Annotated in this window: 21 protein-coding genes; 6 read left to right on the top strand and 15 right to left on the bottom strand. The window is 71.2% G+C overall.

The window, feature by feature from the left end; translation table 11 throughout:
* The first annotated feature begins 39 nt into the window (after positions 1-39).
* Positions 40-1,410, top strand: coding sequence for a citrate/2-methylcitrate synthase (locus OG488_RS28260; RefSeq protein WP_329233656.1), 1,371 nt, complete (start codon positions 40-42; stop codon positions 1,408-1,410).
* A 29-nt stretch (positions 1,411-1,439) separates the two neighbouring features.
* On the opposite strand, the gene OG488_RS28255 is transcribed toward OG488_RS28260, so the two are convergent.
* A complete protein-coding gene (locus OG488_RS28255) occupies positions 1,440-2,447 on the bottom strand; it encodes a LacI family DNA-binding transcriptional regulator (RefSeq protein ID WP_329233654.1) in 1,008 nt (335 codons plus the stop codon).
* 157 nt (positions 2,448-2,604) lie between these two features.
* Here OG488_RS28255 and OG488_RS28250 point away from each other — a divergent pair, with 157 nt between their 5' ends.
* Both OG488_RS28250 and OG488_RS28245 read left to right on the top strand, forming a co-directional pair.
* The gene (locus tag OG488_RS28250; RefSeq protein ID WP_329233652.1) at positions 2,605-4,320 is read left to right on the top strand and encodes a sensor histidine kinase; all 1,716 of its coding nucleotides are present in this window, start codon (positions 2,605-2,607) and stop codon (positions 4,318-4,320) included.
* On the top strand, positions 4,317-4,994 hold the full coding sequence (locus tag OG488_RS28245) for a DUF7342 family protein (RefSeq protein ID WP_329233650.1): 678 nt from the start codon (positions 4,317-4,319) through the stop codon (positions 4,992-4,994). Before OG488_RS28250 ends, OG488_RS28245 begins: the two co-directional genes overlap by 4 nt.
* A 51-nt stretch (positions 4,995-5,045) precedes the next feature.
* Here the strand turns inward: OG488_RS28245 and OG488_RS28240 are convergent, their stop codons facing one another.
* From OG488_RS28240 to OG488_RS28215, 6 genes are all read right to left on the bottom strand, one after another.
* Entirely contained in the window at positions 5,046-6,638 is a 1,593-nt protein-coding gene (locus tag OG488_RS28240; protein ID WP_329233648.1) for a solute symporter family protein, read from the bottom strand.
* A complete protein-coding gene (locus OG488_RS28235; RefSeq protein WP_329233646.1) occupies positions 6,635-7,108 on the bottom strand; it encodes a DUF485 domain-containing protein in 474 nt (157 codons plus the stop codon). Before OG488_RS28235 ends, OG488_RS28240 begins: the two co-directional genes overlap by 4 nt.
* A 96-nt stretch (positions 7,109-7,204) precedes the next feature.
* On the bottom strand, positions 7,205-7,882 hold the full coding sequence (locus OG488_RS28230; protein WP_329233644.1) for a response regulator transcription factor: 678 nt from the start codon (positions 7,880-7,882) through the stop codon (positions 7,205-7,207).
* Entirely contained in the window at positions 7,879-9,042 is a 1,164-nt protein-coding gene (locus OG488_RS28225; RefSeq protein WP_329233642.1) for a sensor histidine kinase, read from the bottom strand. Before OG488_RS28225 ends, OG488_RS28230 begins: the two co-directional genes overlap by 4 nt.
* A complete protein-coding gene (locus OG488_RS28220; protein WP_329233640.1) occupies positions 9,039-9,578 on the bottom strand; it encodes a DUF1453 domain-containing protein in 540 nt (179 codons plus the stop codon). The genes OG488_RS28225 and OG488_RS28220 overlap by 4 nt, the downstream gene beginning before the upstream one ends.
* 122 nt (positions 9,579-9,700) lie before the next feature.
* Complete coding sequence (locus tag OG488_RS28215) at positions 9,701-11,827, bottom strand: DNA gyrase/topoisomerase IV subunit B (RefSeq protein ID WP_329233638.1); 2,127 nt, start codon at positions 11,825-11,827, stop codon at positions 9,701-9,703.
* A 432-nt stretch (positions 11,828-12,259) separates the two neighbouring features.
* On the opposite strand from OG488_RS28215, the gene OG488_RS28210 reads away from it, so the two are divergent.
* Positions 12,260-12,493: a DUF7455 domain-containing protein gene (locus OG488_RS28210; RefSeq protein ID WP_014153643.1), complete on the top strand. Its 234-nt coding sequence runs from the start codon at positions 12,260-12,262 to the stop codon at positions 12,491-12,493.
* A gap of 106 nt (positions 12,494-12,599) precedes the next feature.
* On the opposite strand, the gene OG488_RS28205 is transcribed toward OG488_RS28210, so the two are convergent.
* From OG488_RS28205 to OG488_RS28180, 6 genes are all read right to left on the bottom strand, one after another.
* Complete coding sequence (locus OG488_RS28205) at positions 12,600-13,430, bottom strand: S1 family peptidase (protein ID WP_329233636.1); 831 nt, start codon at positions 13,428-13,430, stop codon at positions 12,600-12,602.
* Positions 13,431-13,556: 126 nt separating this feature from the next.
* Positions 13,557-15,101, bottom strand: coding sequence for an RNA polymerase sigma factor (locus OG488_RS28200; RefSeq protein ID WP_329233635.1), 1,545 nt, complete (start codon positions 15,099-15,101; stop codon positions 13,557-13,559).
* Positions 15,102-15,425: 324 nt separating this feature from the next.
* Entirely contained in the window at positions 15,426-16,292 is an 867-nt protein-coding gene (locus OG488_RS28195) for a FadR/GntR family transcriptional regulator (protein WP_329239079.1), read from the bottom strand.
* A 181-nt stretch (positions 16,293-16,473) separates the two neighbouring features.
* Positions 16,474-18,294, bottom strand: a complete 1,821-nt coding sequence (locus OG488_RS28190; RefSeq protein WP_329233633.1) for an ABC transporter ATP-binding protein — start codon at positions 18,292-18,294, stop codon at positions 16,474-16,476.
* A gap of 146 nt (positions 18,295-18,440) precedes the next feature.
* A complete protein-coding gene (locus OG488_RS28185; RefSeq protein WP_329233631.1) occupies positions 18,441-19,205 on the bottom strand; it encodes an NUDIX hydrolase in 765 nt (254 codons plus the stop codon).
* A 136-nt stretch (positions 19,206-19,341) separates the two neighbouring features.
* Complete coding sequence (locus OG488_RS28180; RefSeq protein ID WP_329233630.1) at positions 19,342-20,688, bottom strand: DUF4192 domain-containing protein; 1,347 nt, start codon at positions 20,686-20,688, stop codon at positions 19,342-19,344.
* A gap of 111 nt (positions 20,689-20,799) precedes the next feature.
* On the opposite strand from OG488_RS28180, the gene OG488_RS28175 reads away from it, so the two are divergent.
* Positions 20,800-22,971, top strand: a complete 2,172-nt coding sequence (locus OG488_RS28175; RefSeq protein ID WP_329233628.1) for a RecQ family ATP-dependent DNA helicase — start codon at positions 20,800-20,802, stop codon at positions 22,969-22,971.
* A 216-nt stretch (positions 22,972-23,187) separates the two neighbouring features.
* Positions 23,188-23,820 (top strand): hypothetical protein, encoded by a 633-nt coding sequence (locus OG488_RS28170; RefSeq protein WP_329233626.1) that lies wholly within the window; start codon positions 23,188-23,190, stop codon positions 23,818-23,820.
* Between the two features lie 57 nt (positions 23,821-23,877).
* On the opposite strand, the gene OG488_RS28165 is transcribed toward OG488_RS28170, so the two are convergent.
* Positions 23,878-24,516, bottom strand: coding sequence for a hypothetical protein (locus OG488_RS28165; protein WP_329233624.1), 639 nt, complete (start codon positions 24,514-24,516; stop codon positions 23,878-23,880).
* Between the two features lie 58 nt (positions 24,517-24,574).
* The gene (locus OG488_RS28160) at positions 24,575-25,285 is read right to left on the bottom strand and encodes a ribonuclease HII (RefSeq protein WP_329233622.1); all 711 of its coding nucleotides are present in this window, start codon (positions 25,283-25,285) and stop codon (positions 24,575-24,577) included.
* Between the last annotated feature and the right edge of the window lie 192 nt (positions 25,286-25,477).

Below are 25,477 nucleotides of genomic sequence, written 5' to 3'. Positions count from 1 at the left end.
TGACATGGACGAGCCATGGATATGGGTACGGTGGGCGCCATGACGCATGACTCGACGCACGGGACCGGAGCGCAGGACGCGGATGCCCGGACGGCCTCCGACGTCCCGGGACTCACCACCCGGGAGGCGGCCGAACGTCTCGGGGTGAAGCCCGAGACCGTGTACGCGTACGTGAGCCGGGGCCAGCTCACCAGCAGGCGCACGCCCGGTGGCCGCGGCAGCCTGTTCGACGCCGCAGAGGTCGACGCCCTGGCCCGCCGCACCGGCCGCAGGGACCCTTCGCCGTCCGCCGCGGGCGAGCTGGTCTTCCGTACCGGCATCACGCTCATCGAGCCGGACCGCTACTTCTTCCGCGGCGTCGACGCCGCGGAGCTCGCCCGCCGGTACGGCTACGAGGAGGTCGCCGAGTGGATCTGGACGGGTGAGCTCCGGCCGGGTGTCCGGTTCACCGCGCCTGCCGAGTCCCTCGGCGCGGCCCGGCGCACGGCAGCCGCCCTGCCACGGCACAGCAGCTCGACGGACCGGCTCCGAGCGGCGGTCGCCGCCGCCGCTGCCGCCGACCCCCTTCGGTTCGACCTCTCCCCGGAGGGGGTGCTGAACAGCGCGCGGGGCCTGCTGCCCACCCTGGTGGGCGCGCTGCCGACGGCCGGAGAGGCCGACGGGGAAACGGGCGCCGGTGCCTCACTCGCCCGCCGGCTGTGGCCGAAGCTCTCCGACCGGCCCGCCGACGCGGCGTCACTGGCCGTGCTCGACACCGCGCTCGGGCTGCTGGCCGACCACGATCTCGCGGCCTCGACCCTGGCCGCACGCGTCGCGGCGTCGACCCACGCACACCCGTACGCCGTGGTCTCCGCGGGGCTCGGCGCGCTGGAGGGACCGCTGCACGGCGCCGCGAGCGGGTCGGCCCACCGCATGCTCGCGGAGGTCGTCGGCCGGGGCGGCGCGGCTCCGGTCGTCGCGGAGCACCTGCGGGCGGGCCGTCGGGTGCCCGGGCTCGGCCATCGCCTCTACACGGGCGAGGACCCACGGGCGAGTGTGCTGTTCGCGCTGCTGGACGAGGTGCCTCGGGCGGCCCCGGCGATGGCGGCGGCACGGGATGTGGTCGCGACCACCGCCCGCCACACCCCGCTGCACGCCAACGTCGATCTCGCCCTGGCCGTTCTCTCGGTCACCTGCGGCATGCCGGCCGAGGCGGGCGAGACGGTCTTCGCCGTCTCCCGCGCCGCGGGCTGGATCGCCCACGCGATGGAGGAGTACGCGGAAGCGCCGCTGCGCATGCGGCCCAGCGGGCAGTACATCGGCCCGCGCCCGCCGCAGCCGCTGCCGGCCCCGGGCGGAGCTGCCGTGGAGACGTCACCCCCGCACGGGGCGGTTCGCGGGACGGGCACCGACCCGGGTTCTGCAAATTAGCTACAGCTCGCGCAAGATTTCACGGACCCCTACCGGGGCGGGCGGGCCGTGGACCCGCGTACGACGAGCTCCGGCTCGAAGAGGAGCTCGTCGGACGCCACCGCACGCCCCCCGATCTGCACCGAGAGCAGTTCGACTGCGGCCCTGCCCATTGCTTCGATCGGCTGGCGCACCGTGGTCAGCGGCGGTTCGGTGCAGTTCATGAACGCCGAGTCGTCGTAGCCGACGACGGAGACGTCCTCGGGCACCGACAGCCCTCGGCGGCGCGCCGCGCGCACCGCGCCCAGGGCCAGCGGGTCGCTGGCACAGATGATGCCGGTGACACCCTCGTCGAGCAACCGGGTGGCTGCGGCCTGACCGCCTTCGAGCGAGAACATCGCCCGCGCCACGTGCTCGTCCGGCACCGTGGCCCCCGATTGTCCGGCGAGGGCCCGGGCCGCGGCCAGCTTGCGCTGGGAGGGCATGTGGTCGGCCGGGCCGAGGACGAATCCGATCTTCTCGTGCCCCAGGGAGACGAGATGGCGCCAGGCCTGCTCGATGGCCACCGAGTCGTCGCAGGAGACCGTGGGGAAACCCAGGTGTGCGATGGCCGCGTTGATCAGGACGACCGGGATCTTGCGGTCGGCGAGCACCTTGTAGTGGTCGTGCGGGGCGTCGGCCTGGGCGTAGAGCCCGCCCGCGAACACGACCCCGGACACCTGCTGCTGGAGCAGCAGCTCGACGTAGTCGGCCTCGGAGACGCCCCCCTTGGTCTGCGTGCAGAGCACCGGGGTCAGCCCCTGCTGGGCGAGCGCGCCCCCGACCACTTCGGCGAAGGCCGGGAAGATGGGGTTCTGCAGCTCGGGCAGGACGAGTCCGACCAGCCGGGCGCGCTCGCCCCTGAGCTGCGTCGGACGCTCGTATCCGAGCACGTCCAAGGCGGAGAGGACGGCTTGCCGTGTGGCGTCGGAGACGCCCGGCTTGCCGTTCAGCACGCGGCTGACCGTGGCCTCGCTGACTCCAACTTTCTGGGCAACCTGAGCAAGTCGTCGCGTCATGAACGCAAGATTAGCGCAAGAAAAGCAAGAAGATTGCGTCAAGGTCAATACCCATAGAACGCTCACAGATGGACGGCGCAGAGGCAAGAGCCCCGGTCCACCGGCGTCCGCCCTCGGAGATTTCGGTCAGCACGCTTTGCCCTCTACCGTTCGTACGATGAGCGCCCCACCGACCACCCCACGGGGACCGCGCCGGTTCGGCTGGCCGAAGCGGGTCTTCTCCCAGGTCCTGCTGATGCAGCTGGCCATCGTCACCGGTGTCACGGTCCTCGTCACGGGCCTCTTCCTGGCACCGCTCAGCGCGCAGCTCGACGACCAGGCGATGCGGCGTGCCCTGGCGATCGCACAGAGCACGGCCGCACAGCCGCAGATAGCCGCCTCACTGGTCTCCACCGAGCCGAGCACGGACGGCGCCGTCCAGGCAGCGGCGGAGCGCATCAGGCGGTCGACCGGCGCCGAGTACGTCGTGATCATGGACAAGCAGGGGGTGCGCTGGTCGCACACCGACTCCTCCCGCATCGGCGACGTCGTCTCCACCGACCCGAGCTCCGCGCTCGCCGGCAGGTCCGTGATGGAGATCGACAGCGGCACGCTCGGCCGTTCGGCCCGCGGCAAGGTACCGCTGCTCGACGGATCGGACCGGGTCGTCGGTGCCGTCTCGGTCGGCATCGCGTACGACAGCGTCCGCGCCCGGCTGCTCGCCGCGATCCCGGGCCTTCTCGCGTACGCGGGCGGGGCGCTGGCCGTGGGGGCCCTGGCCGCGTACCTGATCTCCCGCCGCCTTCAGCGGCAGACCCACGACCTGGCGTTCTCCGACATCTCGGCGCTGCTGACCGAACGCGAGGCCATGTTGCACAGCATCCGCGAGGGGGTCGTCGCACTCGACCGCACGGGACGCATCAGGCTCCTGAACGACGAGGCGCAGCGCCTGCTCGGTCTCGGCCCCGGAGCGGCGGGCAAGCGGCTCGACGAGGCCCTCGGCACGGGCCGCACCACCGACGTGCTGGCCGGGCGGGTGGTCGGCGACGACCTGGTCACCGTCCGGGGCAGCCGCGTACTGCTCGCCAACCGGATGCCCACCGACGACGGCGGGGCCGTGGCCACGCTGCGCGACCGGACGGAGCTGGAGTACCTCGGCCGCGAGCTCGACTCCACCCGTGGGCTGATCGACGCGCTCCGCGCCCAGGACCACGAGCACGCCAACCGGCTGCACACCCTCCTGGGCCTGCTGGAGCTGGAGATGCACGAAGAAGCGGTGGAGTTCGTCACGGAGGTCGTCGGGGTCCACCGCGCCACGGCCGAGCAGGTCACCGAGAAGGTCCACGACCCTCTGCTCGCCTCGCTCCTGGTCGGCAAGGCGACGGTGGCCGCGGAACGCGGCGTGGCCCTGCGCATGGCCCCGGAAACGCTGCTTCCGGACCGGCTGGTGGACCCGCGGGGCCTCGTCACCGTCCTCGGCAATCTGGTCGACAACGCACTGGACGCGGCCGCCGGGTCGGCCGACGCACGCATCGAGGTCGGACTGCGGGCCGACGGCCGTACGGTGGAACTGCGGGTGCGCGACAGCGGGCCCGGCGTACCGGCCGGCGACCACGAGTCCATCTTCCTGGAGGGCTGGTCGACCAAGGAACTGCCGGCCCACGGCAAACGCGGCCTGGGGCTGCCCCTGGTGCGACGGCTCGCCGAGCGGCAGGGTGGCGGTGTGACCGTGTCGGAGTCCCCCGGAGGCGGGGCGGTGTTCACCGTCGTCCTCCCGGAGGCACTGAGCGAACCGGCGCACCCCGCCGCACCCGGGCAGACTCAGGGGCCGGGTCCGGCCCCGGCTGTCGGTCCGGCCCGGGAACGACCCGCGATGTCAGGAGACACCCCGTGATCGAGGTTCTGGTCGTGGACGACGACGTACGGGTCGCCCGGATCAACGCGGCCTACGTCTCCAAGGTGGCGGGATTCCGCGTGGCCGCCATGGCCCACTCGGCCACCGAGGCCCTGGCCAGGATCGGCGAGACGCCCGTCGACCTGGTCCTGCTCGATCACTATCTGCCGGACCGCAACGGCCTGGCGGTGGTGCGGGAACTGCGCGCACTCGGTCACCACACCGATGTGATCATGGTGACCGCGGCGCGCGACGTCGCGACCGTGCAGGCCGCGATGCGCCACGGAGCCCTGCAATACCTGGTGAAGCCGTTCGCCTTTGCCGGGCTCCGCACCAAACTGGAGGCGTACGCGGCACTGCGCCGCACCTTCGAGGGCGGCGGCGAGGCCGAGCAGACAGAGGTGGACCGGCTGTTCGGGGCCCTGTGGGCCACCGGTGGGTCCGACCTCCCCAAGGGGCATTCGACGACGACGGCGGACCTGGTCCGCCAGGCCCTGCGCACCGCCGAAGGGCCGCTCTCCGCGCAGGAGCTCGCGGAGAGCGCCGGCATGAGCCGGCAGACGGCCCAGCGCTATCTGAAGCTGCTGGAACGCACGGGCAGGGTGCGGCTGTCCCTCAAGTACGGCGAGACGGGCCGCCCGGAACACCGCTACACCTGGGCCACCGGCCCCTGACCCAGCCGGCTCCTCCAGCCGCCGGCTCCTGTAGCCACCGCCTCCGCTCTCCTACGCCGCCCCCGCTCCGGTGAGCGACCGGACCTCCGTCTCGGCGTGCTTGGCCGGGTCGGGCGGCTCGGGTGAGGTGACGGTGCCGATCCAACCGGCCAGGAAGCCGGCAGGGATCGACACGAGCCCCGGGTTCTCCAGAGGGAAGAGTGCGAGGTCCACTCCGGGAAAGAGTGAGGTGGGGCTCCCCGAGACGACCGGTGAGAGCAGGACCAGCAGGATCGCCGGGATCAGACCGCCGTAGACGGCCCAGACCGCTCCCCGGGTGGTGAAGTTCCGCCAGAACAGCGAGTAGAGCAGCGCCGGGAGGTTGGCGGAGGCGGCGACCGCGAAGGCCAGCCCCACCAGGAACGCGACGTTCAGGTCCTGGGCGAGGAGTCCGAGGGCGATGGCGACCACCCCGACACCGGCCGCGGCCACCCGCGCCACGCCGACCTCGCTCCGCTGCTCGGCACCTGGCCGCCGGAACGAGGCGTAGAGGTCGTGGGCCACGGAGGCGGAGGAGGCGAGCGTGATCCCGGCGACCACGGCGAGGATCGTGGCGAAGGCGATGGCGGCCACGACGGCGAAGAGCACCGTGCCCCCCGTGGATCCCTCACCACCTCCGAGGACGAGCGCCAGGAGCGGGACAGCCGTGTTCCCGGAGGCACTGGACGCCCGGACCTCCGCGGAGCCGACGAGTGCGGCCGCTCCGAACCCGAGCACGATGGTCATCAGGTAGAAGCTGCCGATCAGCCCGATGGACCAGACGACGGAACGCCGTGCCGCGCGGGCGGTGGGAACCGTGTAGAAGCGCGACAGGATGTGCGGCAGGCCGGCCGTACCGAGGACGAGGGCGAGGCCGAGGCTGATGAAGTCGAACCGCGCCGTCCAGCTGCCGCCGTACCTGAGCCCGGGCGAGAGGAAGTCCCCGCCGTGGCCGCTGCGTTCGGCTGCGGAGGTGAGCAGTGCGTTGACGTCACCGTGGAAGCGGGCGAGGACCAGGACGGTGAGCGCGACTGCGCCGGCCATCAGCAGGACCGCCTTGACGATCTGGATCCAGGTCGTGGCCCGCATGCCGCCGAGCGACACGTAGACCACCATGAGCGCTCCGACCCCGACCACGGTCCAGGACCGGGCGGTGTCGCTGGTGCCACCGAGCAGGAGCGCGACGAGGCTGCCCGCCCCCACCATCTGGGCCACGAGGTACAGCACCGAGACGGTGACGGACGACGCGCCCACCGCCGTACGCACCGGGCGCTCCGCCATGCGCGCGGCTACCACGTCGGCCAGGGTGAACCGGCCGCAGTTGCGCACGAGTTCGGCGACGAGGAGAAGGACGACGAGCCAGGCCACGAGGAAGCCCACCGAGTAGAGCATGCCGTCGTAGCCGAAGAGGGCGATCAGCCCCGAGATGCCGAGGAAGGACGCGGCCGACATGTAGTCGCCGGCGATGGCGAATCCGTTCTCCATGGGGGAGAACAGCCTCCCGCCGGCGTAGAACTCCTCCGCGGAACCCTGCCTGTTCCGGCTGACCCAGGTGGTGATGCCGAGCGTCACGGCGATGAACACGCTGAACAGCAGCAGCGCCAGCGTCTGGTGTTCTCCCCTCACCGGTCGGCCCCTCTTGTCATCTCCTGGGTCTCCCAGCGCAGTTCCAGGGCGGCACGGTCCCGGTGCAGACGCGCGTGGCGCGCGTACGCCCAGGTGAGCAGGAACGTGGTGAGGAACTGTCCCAGCCCCGCGACCATGGCCACGTTCAGCGCACCGGCCACGGGACGCGCCATCAGGTCGTGCGCGGTGGTCGCCGCGATGACGTAGGCGAGGTACCAGAGCAGGAAGGCGACCGCGGCCGGCACCACGAACCTCCGGTAACGGCGGCGCACTTCGCGGAAGGCCGGGCTGCTCTGCACCTCCAGATAGATCTCGGCGGCACTGCGGCCCTGCTGCTCCGCCGGCCGGGGCCGCCCGTCGCCGCCGAGGGCCCTCGCGCCGTCCGGCTCGTCCCACCCGGTGGCCGGCGCCTCGTACCACGGGTCGTCGAGCCGCACCGCTGCGGCTCCCGGCCCTGCTTCCTTCTCCACCAACAACTCCCTTGTCCACGAGCCTTTTCGGCCGCGTAGCCAAGAATGGGCAGATCGGGAAGATCCCGGGCACTTCATTCGCCGTGCTTCACCATTTCAGGTGACGGATGTGCCGGGTGGGTGCGCGAGCCCCCGGCCGTACGCATAGCGCACGGCCCCTGTCCGGTCGCGCGCCCCCGACTTGGAGAAGAGGTTGTTGATGTGCGTCTTCACCGTGGCCCGGGAGATGTGCAGGGTGCGCGCGATCTCCGTGTTGGACAGTCCGTCGGCGATGAGGACCAGCACTTCGGCCTCCCGCGGGGTGAGCCCGTCGGGCAGTTCGGCGGGCAGCGGCGCCCCGGTCCCGACGGCCTGGGCCGTGACGCGCTCCAGCAGCCGGCTCTGCACCTTCGGCGAGAGGCCCGCCTCACCGGACAGCACGGCCTCGATGGCCTGGGCGATCTCCTCGCCGCGGGCGTCCTTGGTCAGGTAGCCCCGCGCACCCGCCTGCAGAGCGGTTAACAGCGAGTCGTCGTCCGCGAAGGTGGTGAGGACCACCACCTGGGTCCCTGGATGCTCCCGACGGATCCGGCGGGTGGCCTCGACACCGTCGCAACGGGGCATCCGCAGATCCATCAGCACCACGTCGGGCGCCGTCTCGGCGACGAGGGCGACCGCCTCGTCACCGTCGCGCGCGGCACCGACCACCTCGATGCCCGGCAGAAGCCCCAGCAGCATGACGATTCCCTCGCGCACCACCGACTGGTCGTCGGCGACCACCACCCGCGCAGTCACGCGGGCACCCGCAGCCTCACCACGAACCCCTCCTCGTCCGGCCCTGCCTCCAGCGTGCCGCCGAGCAGCTCGGCACGCTCCCTCATCCCCACAAGACCGTAACCGGAGCCGCTGACAGCGAGCTCGTCCACCGGACGACCGCCGCCGGAATCGCGTACCTGCAAGGCCACCAGGTCCGACCGGTACTCCAGCCGGACGGAGACCGCTGCCCCTGGAGCGTGCTTCCGGGTATTGGTCAGCGCCTCCTGTGCCACCCGCCGCACCGTCTGCGACGCTTCCGCCGTCAGCTCCCTCCGCTCCCCCACCACGGAGACGTCGGCCCGCTCATCGGCCACCAGCTGCCGCAGGAAGTCCTCCACCGGGGTCATCTCCCCCCGTAGCGCGGACAGCGCCTGGCGCGTCTCCGCGAGGCCCTCACGCGCCATGGAGCGCGCCGCCACCACCCTCTCCAGCACCTGGTCGCGGAATTCCGCGGACGGCTCCCGTTCGATCAGCAGCCGGGCCGCCTCCAGGTGCACGAGCTGGGCGGAGAGGCTGTGGGCGAGAACATCGTGGATCTCACGCGCGATCCTGGACCTCTCCGCCAGCGCGGCCGTACCGGCTTCCGCCTCCCTCGCCGCCCGCTCCTGGGCGAGGAGCCGCTGGGAGGTTCCTCGGGCCTCGGCGTCGAGCCGCAGCACGTATCCGCCCAGACACAGACTGCCTGTGGTGATCACGGTCGTCAGCCAGCCGTCGCCCTTGACGAGGGCGTAGGCGAGGAGTGTCACCGCGGTGAGGGGAACCGCGGCGAAGAGCGGGAGCCGTTCCAGGGCGACGACGGCGCACCCGCACCACAACGCGATCGCGAGCGCTCCGGCTCCCGCCTCCAGAGCTCCGGCCGCCACCAGGGTCAGCAGCACCAGCAGCCCCAGGGACGGTCCCAGACGGTGCTCCCGGGTGGTGCGGAAGAACGTCCTGGCGGCTGTCGCACAGCCCGCGGTCGCCACCAGGCCCAGCGCGACCTGCCAGAGGGCGTACCGCCCGCCCGCGAATGCGTTCCAGAGGAGGCCGACGAACACCGCACTCCACACGAGCCGGGCGATCGCGGTCCGGGACCGGGAGCGGGGCGCTCGGGTGAGGGCCTCCCTGGAGGGCCAGCTCGTCCACGTGTCGCGGTTCACGCCCCGCCCTTCGCCATGGCCCGCGCGACCGCCGAGGGCGCGTCGTCGGCCGGAGAACCTGCGGTGACACCGTACTGCTCGCGCAGGCCCCTGGCCCGTACGGCCAGGACGCCACCGCGTGCGAACAGCATCGCCGCCAGCGAGACGAGCAGGGCTGCCGTCCCCTGGTGTATGCCGAGCAGCAGGGCGGCCACCGCCAGCGAGACGCGCAGCGCGATCCCTCCCGCCCACACGAACGCCGTTGCCCTGGTGCCCCGGCTCCAGACGGATTCGTCCGGCCCCTGCCACAGTCGGGCGGTCCAGCCCCATCCCGCCCCGGTGAACAGTCCGACGACGAGGCCGGCGCCCAGCACCACAGCCGACAGGGTCTCGTGACGGGGATCGAGGGCCCCGTCACTGCGCAGAGCGGCGAGGAACAGGACGGTGGGCAGCACCCACCACCGCCCCCGGTCACCGACCCGCTGGGCGGAGAACTGGCGCACGACGACGAGCGCGACGACCGCGGCCGTCACCAGGACGTTGAAGAGCTCTGACATGGCAGCCTCCGAGGGCGTGAAGGTTTCGATGTCTTCGACGCTACGGAGACGCGGGGATCACCGGATCGGCTCAGGGGCTGACCGTGGGTGGAGAAAGAGCCTCCACCCACGGGTGGAGAGGATCAGACGTCGATGCGCGAGCGGTCCAAGGTGGCCGCCGAGCTGGTGATGAACTCCTTGCGGGGAGCGACCTCGTTGCCCATCAGCAGGTCGAAGACCTGCTCGGACGACTCCAGGTCACCGATGTTGATCCGGCGCAGGGTGCGGTGCCGCGGGTCCATCGTGGTCTCCGCCAGCTGGTCCGCGTCCATCTCACCGAGCCCCTTGTACCGCTGGATCGAGTCCTTGAACCGGACGTTCTTCCGCTGCAGCTCCAGCAGCGTCTGTCGGAGCTCGTTGTCCGAGTACGTGTAGACGTACTTGTCCTGGCCCTTCTTTGGCTGGACGAGCTCGATCCGGTGCAGCGGGGGTACAGCCGCGAAGACCCGCCCCGCCTCGACCATCGGCCGCATGTACCGCTGGAAGAGGGTGAGCAGCAGGGTGCGGATGTGCGAACCGTCGACGTCGGCGTCCGTCATCATGATCACCTTGCCGTACCGCGCCGCGTCGATGTCGAAGGTGCGTCCGGAGCCGGCTCCTATGACCTGGATGATGGCGCCGCACTCGGCGTTCTTGAGCATGTCCGAGACGGACGACTTCTGGACGTTGAGGATCTTGCCGCGGATCGGCAGCAGGGCCTGGAACTCACTGTTGCGGGCCAGCTTCGCCGTGCCGAGGGCCGAGTCGCCCTCCACGATGAAGAGCTCGCTGCGCTCCACGTCGTCGCTCCGGCAGTCGGCGAGCTTCGCGGGCAGCGAGGAGGACTCGAGCGCCGTCTTACGGCGCTGCGCGTCCTTGTGCTGGCGCGCCGCGATACGGGTACGGGCCGCGGCCACCGCCTTGTCCAGCACCGCCCTGGCCTGGGCCTTCGCGTCACGCTTGGTCGACGTCAGGAAGGCCTTGAGCTCCTTGGCGACCACATTGGCCACGATCCGGTTGGCCGCCGAGGTTCCGAGCACCTCCTTCGTCTGCCCTTCGAACTGCGGCTCCGCGAGCCGCACGGTGACGACCGCGGTCAGCCCCTCGAGCGCGTCGTCCTTGACGATGTCGTCCTCGGCGACGCGGAGCAGCTTCGCGGACCGCAGGACCTCGTTCACCGTCTTCGTGAGGGAGCGCTCGAAGCCGGAGACGTGGGTGCCGCCCTTGGGGGTGGCGATGATGTTGACGAAGGACTTGAGGTTGGTCTCGTAGCCCGTGCCCCAGCGCAGGGCGATGTCGACGCCCAGCTCACGGGTGACCTCGGTCGCCGTCATGTGTCCGCGGTCGTCCAGGACGGGCACCGTCTCCTTGAACGTCCCCGTCCCGGTCAGTCGCTGGACGTCGCAGACGGCCTTGTCCTGGGCCAGGTACTCGCAGAACTCGCTGATTCCGCCGTCGAAGTGGAAGGTCTCCTCCGTCTTGCCCTCACCGTCGATGCCGCGCTCGTCACGCACGACGATCGTCAGGCCGGGCACGAGGAACGCAGTCTGGCGGGCCCGCTGGTGCAGCGTCTCCAGGTTGAGCTTCGCGTCCTTGAGGAAGATCTGCCGGTCGGCCCAGTACCGCGTACGGGTGCCCGTACGCGTCTTCGGGACGCGCTTGCCCTTGCGGAGTCCGTTGGCGGGGTCGAAGGGACTGTCGGGCCCCTGTTCGGTGAACATGCCCGGCACACCGCGACGGAAACTGATCGAGTGGGTCGCGCTGTTGCGGTCGACCTCGATGTCCAGCCGGGCGGAGAGCGCGTTCACGACGGAGGCGCCGACGCCGTGCAGGCCGCCCGACGCCGAGTAGGACCCGCCGCCGAACTTTCCGCCCGCGTGCAGCTTGGTCATGACGACCTCGACGCCCGAGAGGCCGGTCTTGGGCTCCACGTCGACCGGGATGCCCCGGCCGTTGTCACGGACCTCGACGGACGCGTCGTCGTGGAGGATGACCTCGATGGAGTCGCAGTACCCGCCGAGAGCCTCGTCGACGGAGTTGTCGATGATCTCCCAGAGGCAGTGCATGAGTCCCCGGCTGTCGGTGGACCCGATGTACATTCCGGGGCGCTTACGAACCGCTTCGAGCCCTTCGAGGACGAGAAGGTGCCGCGCGGTGTAGTTGGAGCTGTCCCTGTCTGCGCCGCCTGCTCCGGTCAGCAGCGCAGTGGACGGCACGGAATCGGCGGTCACGCGGTTCGCTCCTCGCTGAATTTCATTTGGGGCCCAGTGGGTAACGGGCTCGGCCTCGGTAGCCGCTGAGAGCCTACCGAGGCCTGGTAGAGCGGTTGTAACGCCACCCAGGGGGAATCCTTATGGTAGTCCAGCCTCGCATACACGTTCGATCACTCGTTGGGGTGACGTGCACATCACGTTCCCTTCGAGGCATGAACCATTTAGGCTCCGGGCACGTCCTCATGAACAACCGGCAAGCCAGCCGGCGGACCGGCCCACACAAGCAACGCGAAACCGTAGCGCTACGCAATACGGCACATTCGCCGCCAACCGGCAACAGACAGCCATCCTGAGAAGAAGTTTCGAAGAAATGCCACGAGCGGGAACGTTTTCGGCCTGGTTGGATGTTGACCCTGGTACGACAGCTCGTCGAGCTAGAGAAGAGGCGACGTGACTACTGTTCTGACCCCCGCGAGCCCGCTGACCGCAGCAGACCGCTGTGACCGTTGCGGCGCCCAGGCTTATCTGCGCGTCGTCCTGATCAGCGGCGGTGAACTGCTCTTCTGCGCCCACCACGGGCGCAAGTTCGAGCCGGAACTCAAGAAGATCGCCGCGGAAATACAGGATGAGACAGATCGGCTCACTGCCGTGCAGGCCAGTGCCGCCGACGAGGAACAACACTGACACCTCGCATCCACGACGAGCCACGGGTACGGTCCAGGACCGGCCGACGGGCGGCCTCCCCGCAGGGAAGCCGCCCGTTCTCATGCCGTGCCGCGCCCTCCCGCGGTCAGCTCCGATCGGCCATCCACCCGATCGCCGCGGACACGCGGGTGTAGACGCCGGGGCTGCCGGGGCTCCCGCAGCCGCTGCCCCAGGAGACGAGCCCGACGAGGCTCCCACGGGCCACCAGCGGCCCTCCGCTGTCCCCCTGGCACGCATCCCGCCCGCCAGCCGTCTCACCGGCGCAGAGCATCGATGAGGCGTCGTACGAGCCCTGTGTGCCGCCGGGGTACGCCCGGACGCACTCGCTGTCCGGCAGCACCCGCACGGTGGCAGCGCGCAGGGTGGAGGCGTAGGCGCCGTATCCGGTCGTGTCACCCCAGCCGTACACCGTCGCCGCAGTGCCCGGCTCGTACGCCGCGCTCCCGGCCCCGGCCATCGGGACGACATCCCCCTCCGGCAGCGCCCGGTCCAGGGTGAGGACCGCGAGGTCGCCGGAGTTGGTGTGCGGGTCGTAGCCGGGGTTGACCCACGTCGACCGTACGGAGATCTCCTGGCCCCCCGGTCCGCTCAGCTCGTCCCGTCCGGCGATGACCCGCAGGTCCCGGACGTCCGTGACGGCGGCCCCCAGGACGTCCTCCCGCAGGCAGTGCGCCGCCGTCAGCACCTTGGTGGGCGCGATCGCCACTCCCCCGCAGAACTGTCCCGCGCGGGTTCCTCCGAACCGGTCACGGCTCGACAGGGCCACGGCCCACGGACTGTCCGCGACGGCCACCGGCCGCCCGCCGACGATGATGCTGTCCGCTTCGGCGGGAGCCGGGGGACCGAGGGGTATCACTGCCGTGGCAAGCGCCAGGGTGAGCGCGGCGGGAAGGACACGGACGAGGACGCGGGGCATGGGGACTCCTGACGCCGAGGTGAACAGTGCCCACTCAGCGTCATCCGCCGCCGTGCCCGCCGCATGCGGACATGGGCCGGGCCCGGAACCTCGCGGTTCCGGGCCCGGCCCATGTCCGTCCCCGATCTAGTCGAGGTAGTCGCGCAGTACCTGCGAGCGCGACGGGTGGCGCAGCTTCGACATCGTCTTGGACTCGATCTGACGGATGCGCTCGCGCGTCACCCCGTAGACCTTGCCGATCTCGTCCAGCGTCTTCGGCTGACCGTCGGTGAGACCGAAACGCATCGAGACCACGCCCGCCTCACGCTCGGAGAGCGTGTCGAGCACGGAGTGCAGCTGCTCCTGGAGCAGCGTGAAGCTCACCGCGTCCGCGGGCACGACGGCCTCGGAGTCCTCGATCAGGTCTCCGAACTCGCTGTCCCCGTCCTCACCCAGCGGGGTGTGGAGGGAGATCGGCTCACGGCCGTACTTCTGGACCTCGATGACCTTCTCGGGGGTCATGTCGAGCTCCTTGGCCAGCTCCTCCGGAGTGGGCTCACGGCCCAGGTCCTGGAGCATCTGGCGCTGCACCCGCGCGAGCTTGTTGATGACCTCGACCATGTGCACCGGGATACGGATGGTGCGGGCCTGGTCGGCCATGGCGCGGGTGATGGCCTGACGGATCCACCACGTCGCGTACGTGGAGAACTTGTAGCCCTTGGTGTAGTCGAACTTCTCGACCGCTCGGATCAGACCGAGGTTGCCCTCCTGGATGAGGTCCAGGAAGAGCATGCCGCGACCCGTGTACCGCTTGGCCAGCGACACCACGAGACGGAGGTTGGCCTCCAGCAGGTGGTTCTTGGCCCGGCGGCCGTCCTCGGCGATGATCTCCAGCTCGCGCTTGAGCTTCGGCGCGAGCTTGTCGGAGTTGGCGAGCTTGTCCTCGGCGAAGAGGCCGGCCTCGATCCGCTTGGCGAGCTCGACCTCCTGCTCGGCGTTGAGGAGGGGAACCTTGCCGATCTGCTTCAGGTAGTCCTTGACCGGGTCGGCCGTGGCGCCGGCGACGGCGACCTGCTGCGCAGGTGCGTCGTCCTCGTCGTCGTCGGAGAGGACGAAGCCCTTGTTCTCGCCCTCGCCCTCCTCTTCCTCACCCTTGCCGACCTTGACTTCCTCGGCCGCCTCGTCGCCGTCGAGCAGTTCGTCGTCCTGCTTGCCGGCCTTCTTCGCGGCGGTCTTCTTGACCGCGGTCTTCTTGGCCGCGGCCTTCTTGGCAACCGTCTTCTTGGCTGCCGTCTTCTTCGCGGGAGCGGCAGCGGCGTCGCCGGCCGCCGCATCCGCGCTCTCGGCCGCCGGGGCGGCAGATGCCGCGACGGTCCGCGTCACGGTTGTCTTGGCCGCGACAGTCTTGGTGGCGGTGCGCTTGACCGGGCTCTTCGCTGCGACGCTCTTGCGGGCGCGCTTAGGCGACTCCGCGGCACTGACCATCAGCGTCACACCCTCTTCCTCGAGGATCTGGTTGAGGCTGCGCAGAACGTTCTTCCACTGGGTTGGCGGAATCTGGTCAGCCTCGAAGGCCCGACGCACGTCATCGCCGGCGATCTGCCCATCAGCCTTTCCCCGCTCGATGAGCGCCATCACAGACTCGGACTCGGCGATCTCCGGCGGGAGCGTACGGGATGTGCTGGCCGACACGAACAACCTCTCGGAACGATGGAAACGGCTTCCGGCCCGGCCCTGGAGAGGGCTGGAACCGACGACCGTCGACTGGGGATGTCGCCGACGGCGCGGGTTTGGCCTCAGAACTGCACAGCGCACTGTGTGGCTGCTGTATTCCTTCCGCGGCGGTCACCTCTTAAGTCATCGCACTGTTTCGAGGAGTGTTACGCCCAATTCGCGTGGCCCCAGTCACACCTCATTCGCGACAAACCTGAACCAGGGGTGTGCGTCCGTACAAATGTGCCACCGAACCGCACGAGCCCGGCGGCACATGGTCCGCATACCCCGATCCGACCGCGCTCAGTGCTCCCGAGGTGCGGGAACCACTCGCTCGCCGTCGGTGTGCCCGACCAGCAGCTGACGCATGGCGGCTTCGGCACCGGCCGAATCGCCCGAGGCGAGCGCCTCGGCGATCCGCGCGTGGTGACCGAGGGACGCCTCCGCGGGGCGGTCGCAGCCGGTGACCGGCCCACCGGAGACGTGAAGCGCCGCCGACACGATCCCGGAGAGGTGCTCGAGCATGCGGTTGCCCGCCGCCTGGATGAGCAGGGCGTGGAACTCCGCGTCGGCCCGGGAGAACGTGAGGGCGTCCCCCTGCCCCATCGCGTGCCCCATGATCTCGATCATGTCGCCGAGACGCTGCTGAATGTCCTCGCGCCCGTGACCGGCGGCCAGGCGGGCGGCCAGCGGCTCGATGGTCCACCGAAGGTCCTCCAGCTCGCGGCGCTGGTCATCACGCTGCGGCCCGAAGGCGCGCCACTCGATGATGTCGGGGTCCAGCAGATTCCAGTCACTCACCGGCCGGACCCGCGTGCCCACATTGGGGCGGGCGCTGACCAGGCCCTTGGCCTCGAGAACACGCAGGGACTCCCGCACCACGGTGCGGGAGACCTCGAAGCGCTGGCCGATCTCCTCCGGCACGAGCGGCCGGTCGGCTCCGAGGTCACCGGAAACAATCATCTGGCCGAGCTGCTGGACCAGTTGGCCGTGAAGCCCACGGCCCCTGCTGGCCGTGCCGCGCCGGCTCGCCCGCCCCAGCTCGGAGTCGGCCCCTCCCCAGGAACGGAGCGCGGCGCGCTCGCCGGCCGGCGTCTCCGTATAGGGGTAGCGGTCGAGTTCGCCCGGGCCGGCGAGGCCGGAGTCGGCGGAGCGGGCGGCGGTCATCATGGTGTGCGCAAGGGTACTCACGCATCCTTTTTCGGCGCGGCTCGCCCAGCCCTTGAGGTCTTTGCTGAAAAGCACACGAAAGGGTGATCGGCACCCACCTCTCAATTGACGCGTTATCGGTAAAAATCGCATCCTTTCAGGCGAGTTACCCTCAGCTGATCACCTGCTCCGCGCGACCCGGTCACCAACGGGCCCTCCCTCGAAGGCTGGTGAACACATAGGCGCAGATCAGGACGGACAACGACAAGGACAGGGCCAGTCCCACGGGCTGAGCGACGACGCGCACGACCGCCATGGCCCAGCGATCCACCTCGTAGGGCCACTGCAGCCAGCCGAGTTCACGCAGCCGGCCCGGGAGTCCGGTGACCGAACGCACCGCCGGACCCGCGAGGAGCTTCTGGACCAGCGGTACGACGAGGACCGGCACAGCCAGCACCGCCGCGACTCCGGCGACGGTCAGCCGGAACACGCCGGCACCCAGCAACCCCGCCCACGCGCACCCGACCGACAACCCCGCCCAACTGACGGCCAGCTGGGGAGCATGTGCCGGAACGGCCACCAAGTCCCCTCCGTACACGAGGCGGAGAGCTTCGGCGTCGACGAGCACCGAGAGCGCGGCGAGCAACAGCGCGACGCTTCCGGAGACCACCAGCTTGGCCACCAGGAGACCGATACGGCGCGGGATGGTTCCCCGCCCCGCGGCGAGCGCCGGGTAGCGGAACTCGTCACCGAAGGAGAGGGCCCCCAGCAGCCCCGCGGCGAAGGCCGCGGGAGGCAGCGGCAGCAGATCCGGCCAGGCGACCAGAAGATCGGATAGGGGTGTCCTGCCGGAGCGGGCCAGGACCACGGAGAGAGCCGCGGACACGACCAGGACCGCCGCAAGGATCAGGGCGGCCGTTCTGACACCGAAGAGACGGCGCAGTTCGTACCGCAGAGGGCGGAGAGGGCCACGAGCCGGTCGTACGGGGATCGGCGGCGGCAACTGCGAGATCGCCACGGTCGAGGCGGGGCCCGGCAGCACGGCCCTCACCGGAACGCCGCTCGGACCGCAGCCCGGCGCCCGGGCCGGAACAGCGACCGGACCCCGGGCCCGGACCATGCCCGAACCCGGGGCCGGAACGACGGCCGGGCCCGCGTCGCCCGTCTCGTCCGCGAGTTGATGGAGGGGGACTCCGTGCCGGTACGCCGTGTCCCCTACCTCCGCGCAGCTACTGCCGTACACGGACAGCCGGCTGCCGTCCTCGGCGACCACTTCGACGGAGCGATGGGCCGCGCGGGCCTCACGGCTCATCACTGCGGCGAGCCGGGCCGCGTGCGGGGTCCGCACGGCGACCCGCGGCCTCAGGCGCGTGCGGGAGAAGTCCGAGACGTCCTGGTCCGCGACGAGCCGCCCCCGGTCGATGGTGACGACACGGTCGGCCGCCCGGGCGGCCTCCTTGGGGTCGCCGGTCGTGTGCAGGACCGTGCCGCCTTCGGCCGCGTGTGCGCGGAGCAGCCCGTGGAGCCAGCTCCTCTCGCGGGGCGAGAGGCCGTCGGCGGGCTCGTCGAGGACGAGGGTGTGCGGATCTCCGAGCAGCACCGAGGCGAGGCCGAGCCGCCGGTCCATTCCTGCCGACAGTGTCCCGATGCGCTGGTCCCCCAGCCCCGCGAGACCGACGACCTCGAGCAGTTCGTCGGCTCGCGACGCCGGCACACCGGCAGCGGCGCAGAGCATCCGGAGCTGGCCGCGAGCGGTGCGCCCGGGGTGTCCTGGCACGTCCCCGAGCAGCACCCCGACCTCACGGGCGGGATGGCCGATGCGATGCAGCGGCCTGCCCTTGAAGTAGGTGACCCCCCTCCCCGCCTCCAGTTCGAGCATCAGGCGGAGGGCCGTGGTCTTGCCGGAGCCCGGAGCGCCGAGCAGCACGGTGACACTGCCCGGCGGGGCTTCGAAGGTCAGGTCGTCCACGACGGGAGGGCGGTCGCGGCGGGGGGCACTGGTGAGTCCGATGGCCTGGAGCATCGCTTCTCTCGCGGAGGGTGAGACCGCTCAGCGGCAGGGAGGGGTACCCCCGCAACATAACGCGACATTTCAGACTTTTGGTGCACCGATGGTTCTGTGGGCGTTCCGCAGGTCCGCGCGGCGCGAACCTGAGGAGCCGTGCGTGCTCAGACTTCCGGCCTCAGCATCGGAGGGTTCAGCACGGTCGCCGCACCGGCCCGGAACAGCTGCGCGGGGCGGCCTCCTTGCCGTGTGGTCGTCCCTCCGGACGGAACCAGGAAGCCGGGCGTGCCCGTGACCTTGCGGTGGAAGTTCCGGGGGTCCAGGACCACACCCCACACCGCCTCGTACACCCTGCGCAGCTCCCCGACCGTGAACTCGGGCGGGCAGAAAGCCGTGGCCAGCGACGAGTACTCGATCTTCGAGCGGGCCCGCTCCACCCCGTCGTCGAGAATCTTCGCGTGATCGAAGGCGAGTGGCGCGGACTGCTCACCCTCGCGGCCGAAGCCGCCCCCCGGAGCGAGCAGGTCGTCGACGGGCGCCCAGCGGGCACTGTTCGCGTCACCGCCCGCACGCGGGGCCGGGAGGTCGGGAGCGAGCGCGAGGTGCGCGACGCTGACGACGCGCATCCGAGGATCGCGACCCGGGTCGCCGTACGTGGCCAACTGCTCGAGGTGGGCACCGTTTCCGACGGAGGGACCGGCCGGATCGTGTGCGCAGAGCCCGGTCTCCTCGACGAGCTCACGCGCTGCCGCCGCTCCGAGGTCCTCATCGGCTCTGACGAATCCTCCCGGTAGCGCCCACCTTCCCTGGAAGGGCGATTCACCGCGGCGCACCACCAACGCGCAGAGCGCGTGACGTCGCACCGTGAGGACGACCAGATCGACGGTGACAGCGAAGGGCGGAAAGGTCGACGGGTCGTAGGGCGGCATGCCGAAATCATAGTCGTCTTCCTGACGATAAACACTCCCTTCGCCGCACCCGTTGCGTGCCTCTTCCGTCCACGCTCGCGGCTTGTCGCATGATCGCGGTCGCCCCTGCCCGACTTCGTCCCGGTCCCTCCGGTCCTCACTCGCGCCTCCCGGCTCCGCGGTGATCCAGCCGCCGGGCGTCACGGACCCGGCCGCGGCGCACGGCCGTGCCCGGGCGCGAACCGGTGGAGCGGGCCTGCCGGGGCGCCGCCTTCCGCCTCCCCTTCCCGGCCGGATCACGCACCGGCCGCGATCCGCGTCGGCTCCCCGACTGCCGCCCGGCGCGCCCGTGGGCGGAGCCGTCGCCTTCTCGACGGTCGCGCAGGACGCGCTCACCCCGGAGACAGCGGCGCAGCGTTTCCGGATCAAGGCCTTGATTGCACGCCTGGTGCAGCAGTTGGGCGAACGTGTAGTCGGGGTCGGCCCGCAGGGCGAGCCCCAGCGCCACCCTGGCCCCCGCCTCGTCCCCGGTGGACCACGAGACCCAGCCGGCGAGGGTGAGCGGCGCCGCCGCGTGCTCCACGTAGGGACCGACGCACCTGCGGGCGAGCGCACGCCACAGCCGCAGCGCCGCTTCGGCCTCGCGCCCTTCCATCCACTCAGCGGCACGATCCCTGGTCTCGCGGTCCTGGAGGCCCAGAATCACCGCTGCGGCCTCCTCGCACGTGATCAGACCGTCGTCACCGGCGTCGGTCACCACGACGCCCCCGGCCGGCGCGTTCTCGAGACGTCGTGTGAGCTCCCGCGCGAGCGCCAGCGTCTCGCCCGCCACCTCACCGCGCCCGTCGGCGTCGAGGATCCGGGAGACCAGCACGGCACCCGCCGAATCGAGAGCCCTCTCCTGCTCCTGGGCCGCCGCGGGATCCCACGGCGCGAGCCGCGCTTCCATGTCCCGCAGCGATCCACGCACCTGGATGCCCGCGTACGCGGCGGCGGCCGCCATCACCGTGGTGCCCGGGAGCGCCAGCGGATTTCCCTCGGCCGGGCAGCAGCGGTCGTCGGGGCAGCAGTAGGACCAGTAACGGCCGTCGGAGATGCAGAGCGCTTCGAGCACCGGCACGTCCAGCGCCCCGCAGGCCATGCGCAGGCACTGCGCGAGGGGCCTCAGACGCTCCATGGTCCGGGAAGCGCTCTCCCCCTCGGCCGGGTCCTGGCAGAGGAAGACCACGATCGCGTCGGGGCGGGAATCACGCCGCTCGCTTCCCACGATCAGGCTGCGCGCGAGTTGGTCGGCGACCGGGGCCCACTCCTCCCGCTGCTGCGGGATGCCCAGCCTGAGCCGGCCGCCGAAGCGGCCCCGGCCCCCGTGCAGGGCCACCATGACCACGCTGTCGTTCGGGTGGAAGCCCATCAGGTAGGGAAGGGCGTCGGCAAGTTCCGCGGGACCGCGCAGGGTGATCTGCTGCGCGTCGGAGGGTCCGGCGGTTTCGTCGTGCTTGTTCATGGCACGACCGTCCCGCGGGGCGCCGATTTCCGCGACCCCCTGTGGATAACTTGTCCACAGTGCTGGGGCCACCGTTCGCGCTTTGTCGTAGGCATCGGGTTGCATGGGGGCATGACCAACGCAGACCGCGCAGAGCTCAGGGCCTCGGCCGATTCCGTACTCGCCCGTCTGGTCGGGGATGCGACCGGCGCCGCCCGGCTGCGGGAGGACCAGTGGCGGGCCATCGAGGCCCTCGTCGCCGACAAGCGCAGGGCACTGGTCGTCCAGCGGACAGGATGGGGCAAGTCCGCGGTCTACTTCGTGGCGACGTCGCTGCTGCGCGCGCGGGGCAGTGGGCCGACCGTGATCGTCTCGCCCCTGCTCGCCCTGATGCGCAACCAGGTGGCGGCGGCGGCCAGGGCCGGCATCAGTGCCCGCACGATCAACTCCTCCAACACCGAGGAGTGGGAGACCGTCCAGGCCGAGGTGGCGGCGGGCGAGGTGGACGTGCTGCTGGTCAGTCCCGAGCGGCTCAACAACCCCGACTTCCGGGACCAGGTGCTGCCCCGTCTCGCCGCGGCTACGGGCCTGCTCGTGGTCGACGAGGCTCACTGCATCTCCGACTGGGGGCACGACTTCCGCCCGGACTACCGGAGGCTGCGGACCATGCTCGCCGATCTGCCCGCGGGTGTTCCCGTGCTCGCCACCACGGCCACCGCCAACGCCCGTGTGACCGCTGACGTCGCGGAGCAGCTCGGCACGGGGGCGGGCACGGACGCGCTGGTGCTGCGGGGCCCACTGGACCGGGAGAGCCTCAGTCTCGGTGTGCTCCGGCTTCCCGATGCCGCTCACCGACTGGCCTGGTTGGGCGATCACCTCGGGGAGCTGCCGGGCTCGGGCATCATCTACACGCTCACGGTGGCGGCCGCCGAGGAGATCACGGCCTACCTCCGCCAGTGCGGTCACCCGGTCACCTCGTACACCGGCCGGACCGAGAACGCCGACCGGCAGCAGGCCGAGGACGACCTCCTGGCCAACCGGGTCAAGGCCCTGGTGGCCACGTCCGCGCTCGGGATGGGGTTCGACAAGCCCGACCTCGGCTTCGTCGTGCACGTGGGATCGCCGTCCTCCCCCATCGCCTACTACCAGCAGGTCGGGCGCGCGGGCCGTGGGGTGGAGCACGCCGAGGTACTGCTGCTCCCGGGCAAGGAGGACGAAGCCATCTGGCAGTACTTCGCGTCGGTCGCCTTCCCGCCGGAGGAGCAGGTCCGCCGGACTCTCGACGTCCTCGCCCAGGCCGGCCGCCCCCTCTCGCTGCCTGCCATGGAGCCCTTGGTAGACCTGCGGCGCACCCGTCTCGAGACGATGCTCAAGGTGCTGGACGTCGATGGTGCGGTGAAGCGGGTGAAGGGCGGCTGGATCTCCACCGGCGAGCCCTGGGTCTACGACGCCGAGCGCTACGCCTGGGTCGCGCGCCAGCGGGCCGCCGAGCAGCAGGCCATGCGCGACTACGCCTCCGGGACCGGGTGCCGCATGGAGTTCCTCCGGCGCCAGTTGGACGACGAGGAGGCCACCGCGTGCGGGCGCTGCGACAACTGCGCCGGTTCGCGGTTCGACGACAAGGTCTCCACGGCGGCGCTCGACGGGGCACGCGGTGAGCTCGGCCGGCCAGGAGTGGAGGTGGAGCCGCGCAAGATGTGGCCCACCGGTCTCTCCGCGGTGGGGATCGACCTCAAGGGCCGAATCCCGGCGGGCGAGCTGGCACTCCCCGGCCGGGCGCTCGGCCGGCTCTCGGACATCGGGTGGGGCAACAGGCTGCGTCCGCTGCTGGCGGCTCAGGCTCAGGACGTCCCGGTCCCCGACGACGTGTCCGGCGCGGTGGTCACGGTCATCGCCGACTGGGCCAAGGGCCCGGGCGGCTGGGCCTCCGGGGCGCCGGACGCCGCCCCTCGTCCGGTCGGCGTCGTCACGGTCGCCTCTCGCCGGAGGCCTCAGTTGGTCCACTCGCTCGGCAGCCGCATCGCCGAGGTCGGCCGGATGCCCCTTCTGGGTACGGTCACCTACGCGCCGGGCAGCGAGGAACTGCGGATCTCACAGACCAACAGCGCGCAGCGGGTGAAGGCACTGCACGAGGCACTCGTCGTCGAGCCCGCGCTGGCGGAGGCACTCGCGTCCGCGGGAGGACCCGTCCTGCTCGTGGACGACCTCTCCGACACCGGATGGACACTCGCCGTCGCGGCGCGGCTGCTCCGACGCGCGGGAGCCCAGGGGGTGTTTCCGCTGGTCCTCGCGGTTCAGGCGTGAGACATGGCTTCGTTCGTCGCCGAACGGGCAGGGATATCTGTGTCATTCCGTCAGATACCCGTCAGCCGCGCCAATTGCTCGTTGCCGCCTGCCGGTACGACAGGAAGAATTGGAGTCGCTCCCCGCACGGTCTTTTCGCGGGCCCGGAAGGGCTGTGCCGCGGCGCGCCCTCATTCGACCCTGCCCGCACCGTGGGCGCGTAGCGAAGGGAGGACCGTGACCTTCGGATTCGCTCCGTCCGCAGCCACTTCACTGTCGGCGTCCGCCGGCTCCGTCAACCACGTCGCCAGGATGCTCGAACCGGCCGAGTGGGCGGCGGCCGGCATACCCCTGCTACGCAGTCCACGAGAGGTCGTCAGCGGCCTCCACGCACGGCACCGGCCGGCTCCGGCCACCGCGGTCGTCGCCGTCCTCGATCATGAGGAACGGCTCACGGCCAGCGCCTCGTTCGCCCGGCGGTCCACCGCGGCCACGGACGGCTGGGAGTTCCGCAACGCCCTGCTGGCTCATCTGCGCCGGGTGATCCCGCACGATCTGCGCCGCCGCACCCCGGTGCGTACCGCGGTCCTGCTCTACTGCCGCGAGGGCGACGAGCGCTGGACGGAGGAGGACGGGGCGTGGATGTGGGGCCTGCGGGACGCCTGCACCCTGCACGGCCTGCGCTGCGGGGCCTACATCACCCTGACGCGCGGCGGCTGGCAGGTCCTCGGCGAGGGCCGGGGTGGCCGCGTGCCGTCGCTGCTGTCCAGGCCGTCCGCCCTGGCGGACACCTCCGTGGACCACGACCCCGTTCCGCTGCGCACCGGCGGCGGGGCCGCCGAGGCTCTCCGGCGGAGCGCGGCCCGATAGAACGGCCCGTGGGTCCCGGCCGCCCTCACGGACGGCCGGGACCCACGGACGTACGGCTCAGACTCCGGCACCGAGCGCGGAGTTGATCTTCTGAGGGTCTCCGCAGACGACCAGCAGCGCACCCTCGCGCTCCCGGACGTCGGAGAGCGCACGGGCAGCCGTGTCGTCCAGTTCGCCGTTGACGGCGACGATGACCACGGGCCGCAGGGCACAGCGGCCTGCGCTCGCCGTGCCGGCGAAGAAGACGTCGTCACCGGCGTCCTGCTGGGCCCAGTACGCGGTCTCCCCGAAGGAGAGTTCGTGTGAGGCCCAGGGGTGCTGTCCGCCGGTGGTGAGCACCAGGATGTCGCCGGGCGCCCGTCCGGAGTCGAGCAGCAGGTCGACGGCCTCGTCGGCGGCGTCGACGGCGCCGTCGGCCGGAGCGGGAATCACCTGGAACTGCGCGGCGGAACGGTCCTCCGGCAGCGTCCGTCCGGCGGGAGCCGGAGCGGCGGGAGGTGCGGGTGTGGGATGCGGGCGCTGCGCCGGGGGCGCGGGCCGCGCGGGTCCACGGCCGGGGTTTCCGGGACGCGGTGTGGCCGCGGAACGCGGGCCGGGTACGGGACGGGGGGTCGGCGCGGTGCGGCCGGCGGCCGGAGTAACGCGGGGACCCTGGGCGCTCTCGGGAATCTGAGGCTCCTCGGGGATGAGAGGCATGAATGGTTGTCTGTCACAGCCGACGCGCACGCGTCGGCACGTAGGTGCGCCTGCGCGATCAGAAGTCGAAGCCGAGTTGGCCCCCGCTTTCCAGTGCCGCCGCCTCGGCGGAGAATCGGACCTTCTTCAGGTGCTGCCACTTGGGCAGCGCGTCGAGGTAGGCCCAGCTGAGGCGATGGTGAGGCGTAGGCCCCTGCTCCTCCAGCGCGGCCCGGTGCACCGGTGACGGATAGCCGGCGTTCGCGCCGAAGGCGAAGTCTGCGTACTGCCCCGTGCCCGCGCCCAGTTCGGCCATCATCGCGTCCCTGCGGACCTTGGCGATCACCGAGGCCGCGGCGACGGCGATGCAGGACTGGTCGCCCTTGATCACCGTGCGGACGTTCCAGGGCGGTCCGAGGTAGTCGTGCTTGCCGTCGAGGATCACGGCGTCCGGCCGGACGGGCAGGGCATCGAGAGCCCTGACAGCCGCGAGACGGAGTGCCGCGGTCATGCCGAGGTCATCGATCTCCAGGGGTGACGCATGACCCAGTCCGTAGGCCGTGACCCACTTCTCGAGCATCGGGGCGAGTTCGGCCCGGCGCCTGGGACTGATCAGCTTGGAGTCGGTGAGGCCCTCAGGCGGTCTGCGGAGGCCGGTGACGGCCGCGCACACGGTGACGGGGCCGGCCCACGCTCCGCGTCCGACCTCGTCGACACCGGCGACGGTCCTGGCACCGGAGGTAGCGCGCAGTGAGCGCTCGACGGTGTGCGTGGGTGGTTCGTACGGCATGGCGCCTGCCAGGGTACGCCGATGGGTGCGGCAAGAACACCCCGGGGCACCGTCCAGCCGCTCCACCCGTTTTCCGGGCATGTCCGGAACACCGTCCGGGGGTGCGGGCACGTCTGTTCGACGTCCTGACAGGCGGTGGGGCGACGCCCTGACCCGGCCGGTGATCCGCGCCTCACCACCGAATGGATGTTC

The organism is Streptomyces sp. NBC_01460, from assembly GCF_036227405.1.
Classification (GTDB): domain Bacteria; phylum Actinomycetota; class Actinomycetes; order Streptomycetales; family Streptomycetaceae; genus Streptomyces.
The sequence above is the reverse complement of the archived record's forward strand: the minus strand, read 5'-3'. Positions and strand labels throughout refer to the sequence as shown.

Excerpts from the sequence above, each read along its gene's own strand:
- OG488_RS28260 (WP_329233656.1), top strand. The coding sequence starts at position 40 with ATGACGCATGACTCGACGCACGGGACCGGAGCGCAGGACGCGGATGCC.
- OG488_RS28255 (WP_329233654.1), bottom strand. The coding sequence starts at position 2,447 with ATGACGCGACGACTTGCTCAGGTTGCCCAGAAAGTTGGAGTCAGCGAG.
- OG488_RS28250 (WP_329233652.1), top strand. The coding sequence starts at position 2,605 with ATGAGCGCCCCACCGACCACCCCACGGGGACCGCGCCGGTTCGGCTGG.
- OG488_RS28220 (WP_329233640.1), bottom strand. The coding sequence starts at position 9,578 with ATGTCAGAGCTCTTCAACGTCCTGGTGACGGCCGCGGTCGTCGCGCTC.
- OG488_RS28205 (WP_329233636.1), bottom strand. The coding sequence starts at position 13,430 with ATGCCCCGCGTCCTCGTCCGTGTCCTTCCCGCCGCGCTCACCCTGGCG.
- OG488_RS28195 (WP_329239079.1), bottom strand. The coding sequence starts at position 16,292 with ATGATGACCGCCGCCCGCTCCGCCGACTCCGGCCTCGCCGGCCCGGGC.
- OG488_RS28190 (WP_329233633.1), bottom strand. The coding sequence starts at position 18,294 with ATGCTCCAGGCCATCGGACTCACCAGTGCCCCCCGCCGCGACCGCCCT.
- OG488_RS28185 (WP_329233631.1), bottom strand. The coding sequence starts at position 19,205 with ATGCCGCCCTACGACCCGTCGACCTTTCCGCCCTTCGCTGTCACCGTC.
- OG488_RS28180 (WP_329233630.1), bottom strand. The coding sequence starts at position 20,688 with ATGAACAAGCACGACGAAACCGCCGGACCCTCCGACGCGCAGCAGATC.
- OG488_RS28175 (WP_329233628.1), top strand. The coding sequence starts at position 20,800 with ATGACCAACGCAGACCGCGCAGAGCTCAGGGCCTCGGCCGATTCCGTA.
- OG488_RS28165 (WP_329233624.1), bottom strand. The coding sequence starts at position 24,516 with ATGCCTCTCATCCCCGAGGAGCCTCAGATTCCCGAGAGCGCCCAGGGT.
- OG488_RS28160 (WP_329233622.1), bottom strand. The coding sequence starts at position 25,285 with ATGCCGTACGAACCACCCACGCACACCGTCGAGCGCTCACTGCGCGCT.